This is a genomic window from Brenneria salicis ATCC 15712 = DSM 30166, from assembly GCF_003315515.1.
In the GTDB taxonomy this organism is placed as follows: Bacteria; Pseudomonadota; Gammaproteobacteria; order Enterobacterales; family Enterobacteriaceae; genus Brenneria; species Brenneria salicis.
Genome location: NZ_QNRY01000025.1, coordinates 15939 through 34804, shown reverse-complemented (window position 1 = coordinate 34804; position 18866 = coordinate 15939). Strand labels below are relative to the sequence as shown.

17 protein-coding genes are annotated in these 18866 nt (G+C 53.8%); 7 read left to right on the top strand and 10 right to left on the bottom strand.

Features of this window, described 5'->3' with window-relative positions; genetic code table 11:
* The first annotated feature begins 226 nt into the window (after positions 1-226).
* The gene (locus tag DES54_RS11510; RefSeq protein WP_113867506.1) at positions 227-1897 is read left to right on the top strand and encodes a methyl-accepting chemotaxis protein; all 1671 of its coding nucleotides are present in this window, start codon (positions 227-229) and stop codon (positions 1895-1897) included.
* A 131-nt stretch (positions 1898-2028) separates the two neighbouring features.
* On the opposite strand, the gene ppiA is transcribed toward DES54_RS11510, so the two are convergent.
* The 7 genes from ppiA to DES54_RS11475 all read right to left on the bottom strand — a co-directional run bounded on the left by ppiA (position 2029) and on the right by DES54_RS11475 (position 9351).
* Complete coding sequence (gene ppiA, locus DES54_RS11505; RefSeq protein WP_113867504.1) at positions 2029-2598, bottom strand: peptidylprolyl isomerase A; 570 nt, start codon at positions 2596-2598, stop codon at positions 2029-2031.
* A 142-nt stretch (positions 2599-2740) separates the two neighbouring features.
* Positions 2741-3517 carry an ABC transporter ATP-binding protein gene (locus tag DES54_RS11500; RefSeq protein WP_113867550.1) on the bottom strand — a complete coding sequence of 259 codons (777 nt, stop codon included), beginning with the start codon at positions 3515-3517 and terminating at the stop codon, positions 2741-2743.
* A 43-nt stretch (positions 3518-3560) separates the two neighbouring features.
* On the bottom strand, positions 3561-4448 hold the full coding sequence (locus tag DES54_RS11495; protein ID WP_427846307.1) for an ABC transporter ATP-binding protein: 888 nt from the start codon (positions 4446-4448) through the stop codon (positions 3561-3563).
* Positions 4420-5343, bottom strand: coding sequence for an ABC transporter permease (locus tag DES54_RS11490; protein ID WP_113867502.1), 924 nt, complete (start codon positions 5341-5343; stop codon positions 4420-4422). The genes DES54_RS11495 and DES54_RS11490 overlap by 29 nt, the downstream gene beginning before the upstream one ends.
* On the bottom strand, positions 5340-6380 hold the full coding sequence (locus DES54_RS11485) for an ABC transporter permease (protein WP_113867500.1): 1041 nt from the start codon (positions 6378-6380) through the stop codon (positions 5340-5342). Before DES54_RS11485 ends, DES54_RS11490 begins: the two co-directional genes overlap by 4 nt.
* 127 nt (positions 6381-6507) lie before the next feature.
* Positions 6508-8118, bottom strand: a complete 1611-nt coding sequence (locus DES54_RS11480; protein WP_113867499.1) for an ABC transporter substrate-binding protein — start codon at positions 8116-8118, stop codon at positions 6508-6510.
* Positions 8119-8196: 78 nt separating this feature from the next.
* Positions 8197-9351, bottom strand: coding sequence for a mandelate racemase family protein (locus DES54_RS11475; RefSeq protein ID WP_113867497.1), 1155 nt, complete (start codon positions 9349-9351; stop codon positions 8197-8199).
* Positions 9352-9952: 601 nt separating this feature from the next.
* On the opposite strand from DES54_RS11475, the gene cysG reads away from it, so the two are divergent.
* From cysG to DES54_RS11445, 6 genes are all read left to right on the top strand, one after another.
* On the top strand, positions 9953-11332 hold the full coding sequence (gene cysG / locus DES54_RS11470) for a siroheme synthase CysG (protein WP_113867495.1): 1380 nt from the start codon (positions 9953-9955) through the stop codon (positions 11330-11332).
* A gap of 434 nt (positions 11333-11766) precedes the next feature.
* Complete coding sequence (locus DES54_RS11465) at positions 11767-12483, top strand: ABC transporter permease (protein WP_113867493.1); 717 nt, start codon at positions 11767-11769, stop codon at positions 12481-12483.
* Positions 12483-13196: an ABC transporter permease gene (locus tag DES54_RS11460; protein WP_113867491.1), complete on the top strand. Its 714-nt coding sequence runs from the start codon at positions 12483-12485 to the stop codon at positions 13194-13196. Before DES54_RS11465 ends, DES54_RS11460 begins: the two co-directional genes overlap by 1 nt.
* Before the next feature lie 18 nt (positions 13197-13214).
* On the top strand, positions 13215-13979 hold the full coding sequence (locus DES54_RS11455) for an ABC transporter ATP-binding protein (RefSeq protein ID WP_113867489.1): 765 nt from the start codon (positions 13215-13217) through the stop codon (positions 13977-13979).
* 49 nt (positions 13980-14028) lie between these two features.
* The gene (locus DES54_RS11450; protein ID WP_113867487.1) at positions 14029-14898 is read left to right on the top strand and encodes a transporter substrate-binding domain-containing protein; all 870 of its coding nucleotides are present in this window, start codon (positions 14029-14031) and stop codon (positions 14896-14898) included.
* Between the two features lie 59 nt (positions 14899-14957).
* On the top strand, positions 14958-16412 hold the full coding sequence (locus DES54_RS11445) for a M20 family metallopeptidase (RefSeq protein ID WP_113867485.1): 1455 nt from the start codon (positions 14958-14960) through the stop codon (positions 16410-16412).
* Between the two features lie 66 nt (positions 16413-16478).
* Here the strand turns inward: DES54_RS11445 and trpS are convergent, their stop codons facing one another.
* The 3 genes from trpS to rpe are packed head-to-tail and all read right to left on the bottom strand — an operon-like array spanning position 16479 to position 18857.
* The gene (gene trpS / locus DES54_RS11440; protein WP_113867483.1) at positions 16479-17486 is read right to left on the bottom strand and encodes a tryptophan--tRNA ligase; all 1008 of its coding nucleotides are present in this window, start codon (positions 17484-17486) and stop codon (positions 16479-16481) included.
* A complete protein-coding gene (locus DES54_RS11435; protein ID WP_113867481.1) occupies positions 17483-18187 on the bottom strand; it encodes a phosphoglycolate phosphatase in 705 nt (234 codons plus the stop codon). The genes trpS and DES54_RS11435 overlap by 4 nt, the downstream gene beginning before the upstream one ends.
* Complete coding sequence (rpe, locus tag DES54_RS11430; protein WP_113867479.1) at positions 18180-18857, bottom strand: ribulose-phosphate 3-epimerase; 678 nt, start codon at positions 18855-18857, stop codon at positions 18180-18182. The genes DES54_RS11435 and rpe overlap by 8 nt, the downstream gene beginning before the upstream one ends.
* Positions 18858-18866 lie beyond the last annotated feature (9 nt).

The following is an 18866-nucleotide window of genomic DNA, read 5'->3' as shown; positions in this document are numbered from 1 at the left end:
CCATCACAATTTTTATCACTTCGCTTGCCGCTTAAATTTTATTCATATTTAACAAAAAGTGCTCAAGCTCCTATGTAACATGCCGATAACATATTATGAACCACCATTATATCTACGGACAACCTATCAGCCCGCATTTTCCCTGTCGGCTAACGCGCAGGGAGGCTAAATCACAGGTCTCTTCATCAGAGATTTTAGACATTAGAGAGTTACCAGGGCTTGAATCATGAATTTCATTCGTAATACCAAAATCAGAACCATGATGGTGCTTATCCTCATTCTGTTTTCATTGCTATGGGGGGGTGTCTCGGCATTTGCCTTATATTCCTTAAACCAACTAACTTCAGAACTAAACCTGACCGGCGTTCAGCAAAATAATGGCGATATTATCAATGGCGCCAGCGGGCAATACTATCGCGCTAAAAGTGCATTGGATCGTGCGGTTGAGGCCAGAGATCAAAACAACGCTGCCGCTGTCGATGAGGAAATGCGCAGCGTCGCTGCTGAAATCGCCAGCCTCAAGGCCGGTCTGGAAGCGTTCCAGGTAACCGATCACGCTAATATCGATAAGGCCACTATCGATAATATTTACAATAGCTCCTATCAGTTGTTCAGTCAGGCCATCGTACCGATGTACGACGCCATAAAAGCGGAGCGTATGGATACATTTTTCCAGCTTTCCACTCGCGACTATCGCGATCTGCGCAGAAACTTCACCAGTGCCATTGATCAATACAATGGGGTGATCAATCAGTTGAAGCATAAGGCGCAGGCACGCATTAATTATTGGGTAAGCCTGTGTCAGAAAATGCTGGTCGCCGCGTTAATCGCCGGCTTGATCATCGTCCTGTTGACGGACCACTATCTGGCGAAATTTGTCGTTCGACCTCTCGAACTGATCCAACAGCACCTTGAGATCCTTTCTGTCGGCCAGTTGCATACCCGTCTGGCGGAAACCGGGAGGAATTGCGTCGGCAAACTGATCCCGTTCGTGCAGCAGATGCAGTCAAACTGGGTTAAAACCGTTTCCGAAATTCGGATGAGCGCCGAGGAGATCTACCGTAGCTCTGGCGAAATCGCCACGGGCAACACGGATCTGTCTTCTCGTACTGAAGAGCAGGCTTCCGCGCTGGAGCAGACCGCCGCCAGCATGGAAGAGCTAAGCGCCGTCGTCAAACAAAACGCCGACAACGCCAGTCAAGCAAGCGTATTGGCGCAGAACGCCTCGAAAACCGCTAACAACGGCGGCGATATCGTTGGCGGCGTGGTCAAAACGATGAGCAATATCTCCGGGAGTTCACAGAAAATTTCCGATATCACCAGCGTGATCAATAGCATCGCCTTCCAGACCAATATTCTGGCATTGAACGCCGCGGTGGAAGCCGCGCGCGCCGGCGAACAAGGCCGTGGTTTCGCCGTGGTCGCCAGCGAAGTGCGTAACCTCGCTCAACGCAGTGCGCAGGCGGCGAAAGAGATTGAAAGTCTGATTGTCGAATCGGTCAATAACGTCAAGATCGGTTCAGAGCAGGTGGCGCTTGCCGGCAACGCGATGGAAAATATCATGAAAGCCGTCACCAACGTTACCGACATCATGGGAGAAATCGCCTCGGCATCAAGCGAGCAAAGTAAAGGCATTAGTCAGGTTGGCGAAGCGATTGTGGAAATGGATAGCGTAACGCAGCAGAACGCCGCGCTGGTTGAGCAATCAACCGCCGCCTCCGCGTCTCTGGAAGAGCAGGCCCGCCATCTGACGCAGGTCGTGTCTATTTTTAAACTTTCTGCCGAGACGGAAGCGAAAACCAGCGATATCAAGCACAAATCAGCCCAGCCAGTGGCTGCTCTGGCGCCGAAGAAACCGCTCGTCACCAACGGGAACACGAACTGGGAAACCTTTTGATACTGTCTTGTCGCTGACCTGATGCGCCAGAAAAGCCAACTTTTCGGTCTGTGTCAATCGCGACGGCGAAAAAGCCAAATAATGCCCCGACCCTCTCCATCAGGAGAGAGCCGGGGCGGATTGAGAGAATATCAGGGCAGCACTTTCGCCGACTGGATCACGATAGGTTTGGTCGGCACATTCTGATAAGGACCGACATTTTCAGTCTGCACCTGCGAAATTTTATCCACCACGTCCATACCTTTCACCACCTTGCCAAAGACCGCATAGCCGAAGTCACGTTGACCATGATCGAGAAACGCGTTATCGGCCACATTGATAAAGAACTGGCTGGTCGCGCTGTCTTTTTCTGCCGTGCGCGCCATAGCGATGGTGCCGCGCAGGTTACGCAAACCGTTGTCCGCTTCGTTTTTGATCGGCGGATTAGGTGCTTTCTGCTGCATATCGCTGCTAAAGCCGCCGCCCTGAATCATAAAGCCGGGGATCACACGATGGAACGTCGTACCGTTATAGAAGCCGTTGTTAACGTACTCGATAAAGTTTTTCACCGAAACCGGTGCTTGTTGATTATCCAACGCCAGTTCAATATCCCCGGACGAGGTAGTCAGCAGGACGTTCGTGATGCCGGAAGCAGCAAATACCGGAGAAAAAGCAGTCAGTGAAATAAAAGCCGCCGCAGCAACCAGAGTACGTTTAAACATGAGAATTCCTTTTTGAAGAGGCCAACTACAGAAAGCGTAATGATTGTAAATATCCATACACTTCAAAGCCACCCATTTACCTTTTTTTACGTATTACACTCTGATTGTAACCAGCCGTAACGCAATAATGGGAAACGTAATCCTATCCCATCCGTTCCGAACGCACAGCCAGATCGCGGCTATACTGGCGGCTGGCATCCACCAGCATTGTGGTATAGGCGTTCTTTGTCGTATCGCGGGTTAAATCGCCGGTTTCCAGCGTTTCGAGTATTCGGCCGTATTGCATCACCGCGACGCGATCGCATAAATGGGCAATAACGCCAAGATCGTGGGTCACCAACAGATACGTTAATTTCTCCTGCTGTTGCAATTCAGCCAGCAGATTCAGAATTTCCGCCTGCACGGAAACATCCAACGCCGAGGTCGGTTCATCCAGCAATAGCACCCTGGGTTCCAGAATCAACGCGCGGGCAATGGCCACACGCTGGCGCTGCCCGCCCGAAAGCTGGTGCGGATAACGGCGGCGAAAGTGTGTTCCCAGCCCTACTTTCTCCAGCAACGTATCGATACGATCCTCGCGATCGTTAAAACGGTGGATGGACAGCGGTTCTTCCAGGATCGCCTCCACCGTATGACGAGGATGCAGAGAGCCGTAAGGATCCTGAAAGACCATCTGTACTTGACGACAACGCGCCGGATCGATGCGGTGCGCCAGCTGCCGACCATCAATCAGCAGACGTCCCCGCCAGTGATTGAACAACCCGGACAGACATTTCAGCACGGTGGTTTTCCCCGAACCGGATTCACCGACCAGACCGAAAATATCGCCATCGTCAACGGTCAGGTTCACGTCATACAGCACCTGATTTTGGGTACTTCCCTGACCAAACGACAGGTTAAGGTTATTCACTTCAATCATCGTCTTGTTCAGATTCAACGTTTCAGCAGTCATGATTATTTTCCTATCCATTGAGCCAGGCCGGATCGCGGTTCATCACCGGTAAACGCGCACGCGGATGATCAATACCCGGTAACGCGTTCAGTAAGCCGCGGGTATAAGGATGCTGCGCGTTATCCAGATCGGCGGCGGCAATGGACTCCACCACCCGCCCGGCGTACATCACCAGCACCCGATCGCAAAAGCTGCGCACCAGATTGATGTTATGGCTGATGAAAATCAGCCCCAGACCGCGTTCGCCGACCAGATCGTCGAGCATCGCCAGCACCTGCAAGCGCACGGAAACATCCAACGCCGACGTCGGTTCATCGGCAATCACCACTTGCGGTTCGGTAATCAGCATCATCGCGATCATGATGCGTTGCCCCTGCCCGCCTGAAATTTCATGGGGATACAATCGGTAGACCCGTTCCGGCTGGCGGATGCGCACCACGTCCAGCATCGTCATGACTTTTTGCTTCGCTTCCTGACGTGAAACGTGATGATGAGCCAGATAAGCTTCGGCGATCTGATCGCCGACGCAGACCACCGGATTCAGCGAATATTTCGGGTCCTGCATAATCATCGACATCCGCTTGCCGCGGATCTGACGCATGCGGGCTTCGTCCGCTGTTAACAAATCCGTGTCGCCGAAACGCAGTTTATCGGCGGTGATGCAGGCGCTATGAGGATGCAGCCGCAACAGCGCGCGACCGACCGTGGATTTACCGGAACCGGATTCACCGACAATCGCCAGTTTTTCACAGCCCAGGGTAAAAGAGACGCCGCGCACGGCATCGGTAACCACGCCGCCATTGACGAAACCAACCCGCAGATTTTCAACATCCAGCAACGGTTTCGCCTGCGGCGTAAGGTGGGAAAGATTATTCGGTTCTGGGATCAAGGATGTCACGTAGGCCGTCTCCAAGGAAATTGAACGCCAGGCTGTTGATCAAAATCGCCAGCCCCGGAATAGTCACCAACCACCAGCACTCCATCATGTAACGACGCCCGGCTGAAATCATCGCGCCCCATTCAGGATCGGGCGGCTGAGCGCCTAACCCCAGGAAACCCAGCCCGGCGGCCGTCAGAATGATGCCCGCCATATTCATGGTGATACGGATAATCACCGATGGCAGGCACAGCGGCACAATATGATGCAGCAGGATGCGCGCGGAAGAAGCGCCTTGCAGCTTCACGGCGCAAACAAAATCGGCGTGACGCAACGACAGCGTTTCCGCCCTTGCCAGACGCGCAATCGGCGGCCAGGCCGTGAGCGTAATCGCGATCACCACATGTTCCAGCCCCGGCCCCAGCGCCGCGACAAATGCCAGCGCCAACACCAGACTGGGGAAAGAGATGAAGATATCGGTGATGCGCATCAGAATGGTATCGACGATACCGCCGTAATACCCCGCGACCACCCCAAGCAACAGGCCGATCGGCCCGACCGTTACCGACACCAACGCCACGATATACAGCGTGATGCGCGAACCATAAACCAGTCGGCTGAACACATCCCGGCCAAACTCATCGGTGCCGAACCAATGGGCGGCGCCGGGCGCCTGTAACGCATTGGCCAGATCCTGCGCCAGCGGATCGTGCGTGGCGATCCACGGCGCGAAAATCGCCACCAGCATTAACATCAGCACAATCGCGGAACCTATCGCCGTCAGCGGATTACGCGCCATCAGCAGCAGGAATCCGGCGATCCGCGCGCCACGCTGCTTCAGACGACTCACACGCTTTTCCGGTTGCGAGCGAACGATTGATCCACCTGTAATCGGCGGTTCAGAGGAAAGATTCATGCGTTCGTCCTCGGATCAAAGAGTTGATACAACATGTCCGACAGCAGATTGAGGGTGACGAAAATCAGCCCCACCAGCAGGACACATCCCATCACCCCGTTCATATCGCCCAGCAGCAGGCTACTGGTAAGATAAGAACCAAACCCCGGCCACGAGAATACCGTTTCGATCAGCACCGCGCCTTCCAGCAGCGAGCCATAAGCCAGCGCCACCACGGTCAGCAGTTGCACCAGAATATTGCGGAACGCGTGAGCCCAGACCACCCGGAATTCAGACAAGCCTTTAACTCGCGCGGTAATAATGTACTCCTGCGAAAGCTGCGCCAGCATAAAGCTGCGCGTCATGCGGCTGATATACGCCAGAGAGTGAAACCCCAGAATGGTGGCGGGCAGCAGCAGATGGTTCAGGGCGCTGCGAAACACCGCCCAGTTCCCTGCCAGCATGGAATCCAACAACAGCAGGCCGGTTCGGTTCTCCACCAGACCGTCATACGCCATGTCCACGCGTCCGGCGCCGCCGACCCAGTTGAGCCAGGCATAAAACACCAGCAGTCCCATCATCCCGACCCAGAATATCGGCGTGGAATAGCCAGCCAGACTGATAAAACGCACCACGTAATCCGCCCATTTTCCGCGTCGCGCCGCCGCCAGCACGCCCAGCGGCACGCCTAAACCGGCGCCGACGATAATCGCCAGCGTCGCCAACTCAACGGTGGCGGGGAAAACCCGGATAATGTCGTCCATCACCGGTCGCCCGGTCAGCAGCGCATTGCCCAAATCCCCCTGCATGAGCGCATTGAAGTAAATAAAAAATTGTATATACAAAGGCTTATCCAGCCCCAGTTGCTGATAAACCTGTTGATAGGTACTTTGGTCGGCATCCTGTCCGACAATCGCCAGCACCGGATCGATCGGCATCACGCGGCCAATCACAAAAGTCAGAATCAATAACCCGAATAACGTGACGACTACCTGAAACAGGCGTTTTGCCAGCCGACGCGCTACGCCGCCTGGCTTGATCCAATCAGAGAAAACCATGTGTTCTTTCTCCTGATATCCCGGTTAGCAGCGACGTTAAACCACTGCTAACGCGGTTATGTCGTGTTTGACGTTTCTGACGGGATGACTGAACGCAAGCCCCCCCCGCTGAAACTGAGTGAAAAAGCTAGCGCTGTTTATAGACCTCGCGCAGTTGTGTGGTGGAGGACGGATGCGGCACATAACCTTTCACGTCTTTGCGCAACACCACGGAATCGACCATCTGCGACACCGGAATGATGGCCGGGAACAGTGCGTCATAACGATTCTGGATGTCGAAATACCTCTGCTTCTGTTTCTGCGGATCTTTCTCCAGCAGCGCCTGATCGATCATGTCGTTCAAGGGTTTATCGTAGAAAGACGTGCGCCAGCCCTGAAAATTGGTCAGTTTGGCTTCGTCGCTGTTATTCGGGTTGTAGACCACCGAGCGCAGGCTGGAGTGAGGATGCGGATCGACGCCGCCGCCGCCGCGTCCAACCAGCATGTCGAATTTACGATCGCGCATCGCGCCGTAAACCTGGTTACCGGTGCCGGAGAGAATTCGGGCTTTGATACCGGCCTGCGCCAGCGTTGACTGCACCGAGGTCGCCAGATTCAGGAAAGGCTGATCCGACAGCACGCGCAGCGTGGTTTCAAATCCGTTCGGGTAACCCGCTTCCGCCAGCAGTGCTTTCGCCCGCGCCACATCCAACTGGTAACCAGGATTGGGCAACGTCGCGTCCATCCCTGCCTGGATCGGGCGTTGGTGATAAAAGCCATAACCGGGCATCACGGTTTTATTGATGCCGTCGTAGTCAATGAGGTAACGAACCGCTTCGCGCACTTTAGGTTTTGCGAAGTACTCGTTTTTCAGACTCATCGCCACATAATACATTGAGCCTTTTTTCACCTCATCAACGACAACGTCTTTGTCCCGCTTTAACGCATTGATATCCGGCACCGACATGCCGGAAGCCACATCAATATCGCCTTTTTCAACCATCAGGCGCAGCGCCTGCGACTCGGTCATATGGCGGAAAATGACGCGTTTCATTTTGGCGTCGCCGTGCCAGTTGCCCTCCACCCGGCTGATGCGCAGCACATCTTTCGCCTGCCAGACATCCAGCTTAAACGGGCCGGAGCCCGCCTCGTTGGTGGTCAGCCAGCCATTGCCCCAGTCGCCGTTTTTCTCGTGCTGCATCACGGTTTTGCTGTCCAGCACCGATCCGCTGCCAAGCGTCGCCAGCGAATAGATAACCAGTTTGGGATCGTTCGGTTTGGGCAGTTCGATTTCCACTGTATGGGCGTCTTTGGCGCGGATCATTTTCTCCACGTTCTGCGCCGTAAACCCATAGGATTTCCAGGTTGTGGCCTGCGCCATATTGAGGTTGAGCAAGCGTTTCATCGACCAGGCGAAATCTTGCGCCGTCACCGGATTGCCGGAATGAAACGTTGCATTGTCCACCAGATTAAAGGTAATGACGTTGCCGTCATCACTCACGCTCCAGCTTTTCGCCAGAGACGGCAGAACATTGCTCAGGTTGACCGGATCGAGCACCACCAGTGAGTCATACAGATTGACGATTATGCCCACCACTTCATTGCCGGTCATTGCCGCCGGATCGAGCGAGAGCATGTTGTTCATATTCATGCCGACGATCAGTTGATCATCCGGGGTTTTGGCCGACAGCATGACCGGTGTGACGGTCATACACAGGGTACTTAACAGTAAGGTACGTAGTATTGCGCGCGCTTTCATTACTCTTCTCCTGATGTGGAAGTATGGAAAACGACAACTTTTTATTTTTTAAGAGTATTTTCTTTCAGACCTGACGTTCTATTCTTTACTTAGCGTATGCTCCTCAATCCAGTCAAAATTGATATCCTCACCCAATCCCGGTCGCTGAGGCAGATGCACAAAACCCTCGTCATCCATCGGATCGACAATCGCATTCAGGTAAGCGGCGGGTTCATCGTAATTGAGGAAGGGGTGCAACAGGCCGCGCTCGTACCAGCGGCAGTTCTTGATGGCGCCGACCACGGCCAGATTGGGCGCCCCGTTGCCATGAATTTCGCAATCCATACCAAAGGCTTCAGCAAGACTGGCGACTTTCATACACGGCGCAAGACCGCCGACACCTTGTACGCCCGCGCGTAAAATATCGCATGCTCCCTCTTTCACCCAATCAGCACGGCTGAAGTACTTGCCTGACAGACTTTCCGGCCCAATCACATCAATATCCAGACGTTTGCTCAGCCAACTGTAGGACGCCATGCTCTGCTCTTCCATCGGCTCCTCAAACCAGGTGAAGTCCAGCTTCTGTAGCTCACGACCGATATACAGCGCATCACTGCGGCTATACCAGTGGTAGCCATCCAGCATCAGGCAAATATCCGGGCCGACGGCTTCACGCACCGCGGCACACGCTTTCACATCCATTTTCGGGCTGGGCGCGAAAGAGACCGGCGGCATCCAGGTATGCAGCTTGATCGCTTTATAGCCGCGCCGCACCAGTTTCTCGGCGAACTGAGCGTACTCGTCCGGGGTGGACAACCCGCCTTCCAGTTCATCGCCGCACATGGTGCTGCCATAGGCCGGCACTTTTTCGCGGTATCCGCCCAGTAGCTTATGAACCGGCATATTCAGCACGCGCCCTTGCAGATCCCACAGCGCCGATTCGACAATCGACAATGCGCGATCGGTCAACTGATTGGCGCTGCCGCGCTGCCAATGCACCAGATCCTGCCACAGACGCTCACGATCAAACGGGTTTTGTCTGATCAGGACCTTACGGAAAAACGCATTCACAATATGCGGGCGAATCACTTCTGGCGGCGCGAAGGCATAACCTTCCCGCCCCTCGTCCGTGCGGATGGTCAGCAGGGCCATTTTTGCCTGATTTTCCTTCCCCGGATGTGAATGCCCCGCGCTGTCGGACACCCGGCGCGTGGGATAAGTAAAGACGGTGACATCAATTGATTCTATTTTCACGTTGTTACCTGCCTTGATATTTGACACAACACATCTACAAAATTTGGCCGCTAAAAACGGCGTTCTGTGTGGATAATGACATGATATATCTGTATTGCCGCTCTGCCATTCCGTCAGCGCGATCCGTATCACATAAAAAGAAATTACGTGTTAATTAAATGGAAATGGTGTTTTATTTTTAAATTATTCCGGTTATTGCCCGGTTAGTCATTAGGCATTTTCTTTCATATGAAGAAATTATGGAGCGGATTATTGGGCAAATGCCCACGTTGTTGTGAGCGTTATCACTGGAGAAACCTGAAACCGGCACGAACAGGTGCTGGCGCGTTGATGAAGACCGGTATTGCGCCTCGTCAACGCCAAACGCTTCATACTTAGCAAGAATAGACGTTTAAATAACTATTAAAATCACAGACATACAACATTTTTGCCGATAAAATAGCCGTTCTACGGCAAATAAGATGCAAATGAAGCGTTTATCCATCGCCGTTGATAATGATTGCCGTTAATAATGCACTGTCATTGACGTCACGCGACGCATCCTGCCGCCAGGCGAGATATTCTTTGGTTTGAGTTGATCACAAGTATAAAGAGGCCTCACATGGATTATCTGCCAATATTCTGCCAGTTACGCGGTAAACATTGTCTGCTGGTCGGCGGCGGTGAAATTGCAGAACGGAAAGCGCGCCTGCTGCTCAATGCCGGGGCGATGCTTACGGCAAACGCCATCAGTTTCAATGAACAGTTTATGGTCTGGCGGGAAGCAAACCAGGTCACACTGGTGCAGGGTGGTTTCGATCCTGAATTACTGGAGCGCACATGGCTGGTTATTGCCGCCACTGACGATCACGATATCAACAGGCGGGTTTACGAACAGGCCAGCCAGTTGCGGATCTTCTGCAATGTGGTCGATGATCCCCAGAACGCCAGTTTTATCATGCCGTCGATTGTTGATCGCTCTCCGCTGATCGTCGCCGTATCATCCGGCGGCACGGCGCCGGTTCTGGCGCGTCTGCTGCGGGAAAAGCTGGAAAGTATCCTGCCCCAGCACCTTGGCAAACTGGCGGCGCTGGCGGGTGAATTGCGCCAGCGCGTACAAAGTCGTTTCCGGCATTCAGGCACACGCCGCCGCTTCTGGGAAAAACTGTTCATTCACGACAGGCTGGCTCAGGCGTTGGCGAATCACGACAACATCAGCGCACAACAACTGACCGAGCAGCTTTTTTCCGCGCCGCTGGATGACCGGGGCGAAGTGGTGCTGGTCGGCGCCGGTCCGGGGGATGCGGGTTTGCTAACGCTGAAAGCCTTACAGCAGCTGCAACAGGCGGATATTGTGGTCTATGATCGGCTGGTTTCCGACGACGTTCTGAATCTGAGCAGACGTGATGCCGAACGTATCTATGTGGGTAAAGCGTCTGGCTGCCACACCATTGCCCAGGAACAGATTAACCAGTTACTGAAAGAAAAAGCGCTGGCCGGTAAACGAGTCGTGCGGCTGAAAGGCGGCGATCCCTTTATTTTTGGCCGTGGCGCAGAAGAACTGGAGCACCTGCAACAAGCTGGTATCCCGTTTTCCGTCGTACCCGGCATCACCGCCGCCTCTGGCTGTGCGGCCTACAGCGGCATTCCCCTCACTCACCGCCACCATTCGCAAGGGGTGCGACTGATAACCGGCCATGTCCGGCAAGATAGCGAACTCGACTGGTCCAGTCTGGCGGGCGAAAAACAGACCTTGGTGTTCTACATGGGGCTTCAGCAGGCGGTATACATCCAGAGCAAACTGTTGGAACAGCGGCTACCTGCAACCGTGCCGGTTGCGCTGATCGAAAACGGCACTTCAACCACGCAGCGGGTTTTTACCGGCCAACTATCACAACTTGGTGAACTGGCGAAACAGGCGGTAAGCCCAAGCCTGATTATCGTAGGGAGCGTTGTCGGCCTGCGGGAAAAACTGAACTGGTTTGCTCATCAGACAAAATAACGCCGTCCCGCCTCGTCAATCGAACGCGACCTGATATCAGGTCGCCGTTGATCTCGCGCGCCCACAGGACAATGTTTTCTGTAACGGCATAACAATTTCCGTAACGGCATAATAATGCGCTTTTTTTCACTTCCTTTCCTGCCCAGACATTTTTTTAGTGCTTTACCCTGGGCTTTATCTGTCTTATTTTGACTAAACGCAAATTCATTAATAAGCAGACTATATGAATAATTAGTCAATCATCATGACGTAAAACGTGGCCGACCATTGATTAGCGGGTTAATCCACTGGCGGTCAGGCGTCTGAATGGTTCACAACGCGTCGTTATACCTCTACATCGTCGTTCCCGAACAGGGTGTGCGATCCTCTGATCACAAAAATCGTTCTGATTATCTCGTTTTCATGACAGAACAATAAGAAGTTGGGAGCTATTTGTGGAAGACATGACTTTCTGGCAACTCATCAGTTTTGGTGAAAATGGCTGGGGGAAATTATTACTCATCGGCACAAGCATGACGCTCGGGCTGGCAAGCAGCGGTTTTCTGCTTGGCGCGTTCATCGGCACCCTCGGCGCCTGGTCAAAAATCTGCGGTAATCGTCCGATTCGCTATCTGGCTGACGGCTATACCACCATCATTCGCGGCATCCCGGATTTGCTGATTATCTATCTGCTTTACTTTGGCGGCAGTTCCGCTTTAACCCTGATAGCCAAACTCTTTGGCAGCCAGGGGTTTGTCGGTTTCCCCGGTTTTATCGCCGGGATTGTGGCGGTCGGCATCTCTTCAGGCGCACAACAAACGGAAGTTTTTCGCGGCGCGTTCTATGCCGTTTCTCGCGGTGAAATCGAAGCCGCCAAAGCCTGCGGCATGTCCACGCTGCTGCGTCTGCGGCGTATCATTGCGCCGCTTTTGCTGCGTCATGCCATTCCGTCGCTGGGCAATGTCTGGCAGTTGGTGCTGAAAGCCTCCGCGCTGGTTTCGGTTACCGGCGTGGCTGAACTGCTGACGCAAGCGCAGACCGGCGCAGGTTCAACGGGAAAACCGTTTGATTTTTTCATGGCCGCCGCCTTGCTGTACCTGATTATCTCTATCTGCTCCGGCTGGATCATGCGTCGGGCGGAGTCCTATTATTCCAGGGGTGTGAAACGCTGATGGATTTTCCTTTTATTTACGCAACGTTTCTGGAAATTATTCCCGGTATTCCGCTCACGTTGCAACTCGCCATCGGCTCGGTATCGTTCGGTTTCTTTCTGGCGTTGGGGCTGGCATTGATGCAGCTTTCCCCTTACCGGGTGCTGCAAGCCATTGCGCGGACCTATGTGCTGTTCTTCCGCGGTACGCCGCTGCTGGTGCAACTGTTTCTCATCTATTACGGATTGGGCCAATTTGTCTGGGTGCGGGAAAGTATGCTGTGGCCGCTGCTGCGTGAACCTTATTGGTGCGCGCTGCTGTCACTCAGTTTATGTACCGGCGCTTACGCCAGCGAAATCATCCGTGGCGGATTACAATCCGTCCCCGCAGGGCAAATCGAAGCGGCCCGCGCCTGCGGCATGCCCAGGCATATGATTTTCAGGCGCATTATTTTCCCGCTGGCGATCCGTCAGGCGCTGCCCGCTTATGGTAATGAATTGATCTCCATGATCAAATCAACCTCGCTGGCATCCATTATCACGCTGATGGAAATTACCGGCATCGCGGCGCGCATCATTGCGGAAACCTACCGGGCGTTGGAAGTTTTCCTGATTGCCGGCGCTATCTATCTGTCTATCAATCTTGTCCTGACACGTTTGCTGATGTGGGCCGAATTCAAAATGACCCCCGCATTTGCGTGCGCCCGTCACACTGACGACGGCAAAAAAAATTAAGAAACTGGGAGACCTTCAATGACCACGCCAGCGATCAGCCTGCACAACATTCATAAACGCTTTGGTTCTCTGGAAGTGCTGAAGGGTATCTCGCTTGAAGCCAGCCAGGGAGAGGTAATTTCCATTCTCGGTTCATCCGGCTCAGGAAAATCCACCCTGTTGCGCTGCATTAATATGCTGGAGCTTCCCGATCAGGGAGAGATCATCGTCGCGGGCGAATCCATCGAAATGAAGCCCAACCGTAAAGGGCAAAACCGGCCATCGAATCCGAAACAGATTGACCGTATACGCAGTCAGCTTGGTATGGTCTTTCAAAACTTCAACCTGTGGTCACATAAAACGGTACTGGAAAATATCATTGAAGCGCCGGTACATGTGTTAAAGCGCCCGCCGGCTGAATGCGTGGAACACGCCGAGCAATTGCTGGAAAAAGTCGGTCTGGCGGAGAAGCGGCATTACTACCCTTCCCAACTTTCCGGCGGCCAGCAGCAGCGCGCCGCGATTGCCCGCGCACTGGCGATGGCGCCCAGGGTGATGCTGTTCGACGAACCGACATCGGCGCTCGATCCCGAACTGGTCGGCGAAGTGCTGCGCGTCATGCGCACACTGGCCGACGAGGGGATGACCATGCTGGTGGTCACCCACGAAATGGATTTCGCCCGCGAAGTCTCTAACCGCGTGGTGTTCCTGCATCAGGGGGAAATTGAAGAACAAGGCACCCCGGAGCAGATTTTCACTGCCAGTCAGTCGGCCCGCTTCAGGCAATTTATCGCCAGTTGGTAAGTCATCTATTTGCTAGAAAATTAAAATATAACACCAGGAGAACACCATTATGTTGAAGTCAAAATTAAAAATGATCGCCTGTTCACTGTGTCTGGCAAGCACGCTGGCCGCGTCTTTCACCGCCTCGGCGGAAGGGAAGAAATGGACCACGGTACGCATCGCCACCGAAGGCGCTTTCCATCCTTATAATTTTACCAAGCCGGATGGAACGCTGGATGGCTTTGAGATCGATATGTATAAAATTCTGTGCGACAGCATGCAGGTGAAGTGCGAGATCATCGTGCAACCCTTTACCAGTACCATCCCGGCACTGAACGCCGGCAAGTTTGACGCCATCATTTCCGGTATGTCCGCTACCGAGAAACGCCGCCAGGTTATCGATTTCAGCCAGCCTTATACTCAGGCGGGGCAGACTTTCGCGGTTCTGGCTTCCAGCGAACTGGCCAAAGCACTGCCTGACGGCGGAAAACGTTTCTCTCTCAAACCGGCTGACGAAGCCGCCGCATTAGCAGAAGTCGAGAAGTTGAAACCACTGCTGAAAGGTAAAACTATTGGCGTGCAGTCCGCCTCAATCGCCAGTACGTTTTTGGATAAATATCTCAAGGGCGTCATGACCGTGCGTGAATACAAAACCACGCAGGAACACGATCTGGATTTGAAAGCCGGGCGCGTCGATCTGGTTATTGCCTCCGCCGCCTACCTGAAAGGCATTACTGGAAAACCCGGCAACGCCGACATCGTTACGCCGGGTCCGCAGTTTATCGGCGGCATTCTGGGAAGCGGATCGTCCGTCGGCTTGCGTAAGAGCGATCCTGAATTAAAAGCGATGTTTAACGCCGCCATTGAGAAAGCTAAAAACGACGGCACGCTGAAAAAACTGAGCGAAAAATGGTTTGGCATGGATACATCACCACTCTGAGTCTCTCAGAACATGAATCCCCATTTCCTTGTCATGACAAAATGAAGAGCATATAGCGCATGAACCCAGTACCGACTGAAAAGATATTGCCGCCCGTCAATCGGCAAACCGTGGAAGATCTCTGCGGATTAATTGCGGCTAAACGGCAACAGTTTTTTACCCTGAGTGATGGCATATGGGACACGCCGGAGTTGAACTATCAGGAATATCGTTCTGCCGCGCAGCATGAGACGGTGCTGAAAGCAGAAGGTTTTCGCCTGACGCAAGGCATTGCCGGTATGCCCACCGCATTATTGGGCGAATTTGGCGCAGGAAAGCCCGTCATCGCTATCCTCGGCGAGTATGATGCGCTGCCAGGATTAAGTCAGCAGGCGAATGTCGCAGAACCCGCGCCGTTGGAAAAGGGCGGCAATGGGCACGGCTGCGGACATAACCTATTGGGCACCGCCGCATTACAGGCCGCGACAGCCGTTAAGGATTACCTGCAAAAGCACGCGATACCGGGAACCGTTCGTTTCTATGGTTGCCCGGCGGAAGAAGGCGGATCGTCGAAAGGCTTTATGGTCAAAGCCGGCGTGTTTGACGATGTGGATATCGCGATCTGCTGGCACCCGGCGACCTTTACCGGCGTCAACAGTCCGGTATCGCTGGCCTGCAACGAACTGAATTTTCACTTCAAAGGCCGGGCATCGCATGCCGCCAGCAGTCCGCATCTGGGACGCAGCGCACTTGATGCCGTCGAATTGATGAACGTCGGCGTTAACTATATGCGCGAGCATATGCCTTCATCCGCCCGCGTACATTACGCCATCACCGACAGCGGCGGTCATGCGCCCAACGTGGTGCAGGCGAATGCCACGGTGAGGTATCTGGTGCGAGCGCGTCAGTTGCCGGAGTTGCATCAGTTGGTCAAACGGGTAAAAAAGATCGCCGAAGGCGCCGCGTTGATGACGGAAACCGAAGTCAGCCACGAAGTGATTAGCGGTGACGCCAACCTGATCGGCAATCCGCCGCTGGAGCAGCGCATGCATGAACATTTGTTGACGCTGGGGCCGATTGAGTTTGATGAACACGATCGCCAACTCGCCGCTAAATTTCAGGCCGCGATGACCGCGGAAGACATTGCGAATGCTTACGCGCGGTTTGGGGTAGAACCACAGGCGGATCTGGCGTTGCACGATGGCATCTATCCGCTCTACAGCCCTAACGAAGCCTTTATCGGCTCTACCGATGTGGGAACCGTAAGCTGGGTGGTGCCAACCGTACAGATCCGCAGCGCGACCTATGCGATCGGCACGCCGGCCCACTCATGGCAATTGGTTGCGCAGGGTAAAACGGCGGCGGCGCACAAAGGGATGGAATATGCGGCTAAAGCGATGGCATCGTTGGCTATCGACCTGATGTTGACGCCGGACTTGATCGCTCAGGCCAAAGCCGACCATCAGGCCAGGTTCCAGAAGACGCCGTTCGAGAACCCAATCCCGGATGACGTGTTTCCACCGCTGCCGCAATGATGGGAATAAAGCAGTAAGCGTCTGAAAAACGTAATCAGGAGGCACCGCCTCCTGATTTTTTAACGTTTACGGACGGGGTACAAATCCAACCGCGTCATAAACTTTTTTCAATGTTACCTGCGCGCGCGCGCTGGCTTTTTCCGCTCCCTCACGCATCACCTGCTGCAAAAAGGCTTCGTCAGCGCGGAAACGATGATAACGCGCCTGCAATTCCGTCAACATCCCTGATACCGCATCAGCGACGGCGCCTTTCAGGTGACCATACATCTGACCGCTGAACGCCTGCTCCAGTTCGACAATGGTTTTTCCCGTCACCCCAGACAGTATATCCAGCAAGTTGGATACACCGGCTTTATTGACGATATCGTAGCGAACAACCGGCGGCTCGTCGGAATCCGTTACCGCACGTTTGATTTTCTTCACCACCGCTTTCGGTTCTTCAAGCAGACCAATCACATTGTTGCGGTTATCGTCCGACTTGGACATCTTCCTGGTCGGGTCCAGCAGCGACATTACGCGAGCGCCGGATTTCGGTATAAACGGTTCCGGTATTTTAAAAATGTTTTCACCGTACAAACTGTTGAAACGCTGGGCGATATCGCGGCTCAGTTCCAGATGCTGTTTCTGATCTTCGCCCACCGGCACCTGAGTGGTTTGGTACAACAGGATATCCGCCGCCATCAAAACCGGATAATCAAAGAGACCCGCGTTGATATTTTCTTCGTAACGCACTGATTTATCTTTAAATTGCGTCATACGGCTCAGTTCACCGAAATACGCATAGCAGTTCAGCACCCAACTCAGTTGACTATGTTCCGGTACATGAGACTGAACAAAAATAGTGCTCTTCTTCGGGTCGATCCCACAGGCAAGATAAAGCGCCAGCGTATCCAGTGTCGCTTTGCGCAACTGCTGCGGATCCTGACGTACCGTAATGGCGTGCAAGTCAACGATGCAATAGATGCAATCATAGTCATCCTGCATATTCACCCACTGACGTAACGCACCCATGTAGTTACCAATGGTCAATTCCCCTGACGGTTGTGCACCGCTAAATACAATGGGTTTACTCATGCTAATGCTTCCTGATTTTTTGAAGATGACGGCCCGACAAGGGGCAAGAGATCGGCAAAACGATCCAGCACGATGTCTGGACGACTCAATTCGATCGCTTCGCCATAGTTATATCCATAAGTCATACCGACGCAGGGGCAGCGGGCAGCCTGAGACGCCTGAATATCATTACGCGAATCGCCCACAAACAGTAACTCGCCGGCGCGTAGTCCCAACGTACCCAGAACCAGATACAACGGCGCGGGGTGCGGCTTTTTCGCCACCACATCGTCGCCGCCGATAATCAGCGAAAAGTACTCGCCAATTCCCAGCGACGTCAGCAACGGCGCGACGAATGGCGTAGGTTTGTTGGTCACGACAGCCAGAGGAAAACCACGTTGCGCCAGGGCCGCCAGCGTTTCCTTCACCTGAGGATAGAGCGCGCTGCCGCGCTCCACGGTTTCAGCATAATAGTGGTTAAACTGTTTGCGCGTTTCACTACGCCGCGCTGCGGTCGGTTCAACCCCCGCCCAACGCAATGCCCGCTCAACCAACACGTCCGCGCCATTGCCAATCCAGGTGGCGACCCGCGCCTCGCCAGCCGCCGGCAAGGATTGCGCCAGCAAAGCGAGATCCATCGCGGCAGCCAGCCCTGGCGCGCTATTGATCAGCGTGCCGTCCAAATCAAACGCCAGCCCGCGGATCGACGTCATGTCAGCCATGATTCACCCTGGCTATTTCAGCGCGCATCCGCTCAATGACGGCACGGTAATCCGCTGCACCAAAAATAGCCGAGCCCGCCACAAACATATCCGCACCAGCCGCGGCGATATCGCCGATGTTATCCACTTTGACGCCGCCATCCACCTCAAGACGGATGTCATAACCGCTGTCGTCAATCAGCCTGCGTACCTGACGCAGTTTATCCAAAGTTCCCGGAATAAAGGATTGGCCGCCAAAGCCTGGATTGACGGACATCAGCAGAATGATGTCCAGTTTATCCATCACGTAATCGAGATAGCTGAGCGGCGTTGCCGGATTGAAAACCAGCCCCGCTTTACAGCCATGATCTTTAATTAATTGCAGGGAACGATCGATATGTTCCGACGCTTCCGGGTGGAAAGTAATGAAACTCGCGCCCGCCTGGGCGAAATCGGGAATGATGCGATCAACCGGTTTCACCATCAGATGCACATCAATCGGGGCGGTAATGCCGTAATCGCGCAACGCTTTGAGCACCTGCGGGCCGATGGTCAGATTAGGCACATAGTGATTGTCCATCACATCAAAGTGCACCACATCAGCCCCGGCGGACAGTACGTTGGCGGTATCCTCGCCAAGCCGGGCAAAATCCGCCGACAGAATAGACGGGGCGATTAAAAATGATTTCATTCGCTTCTC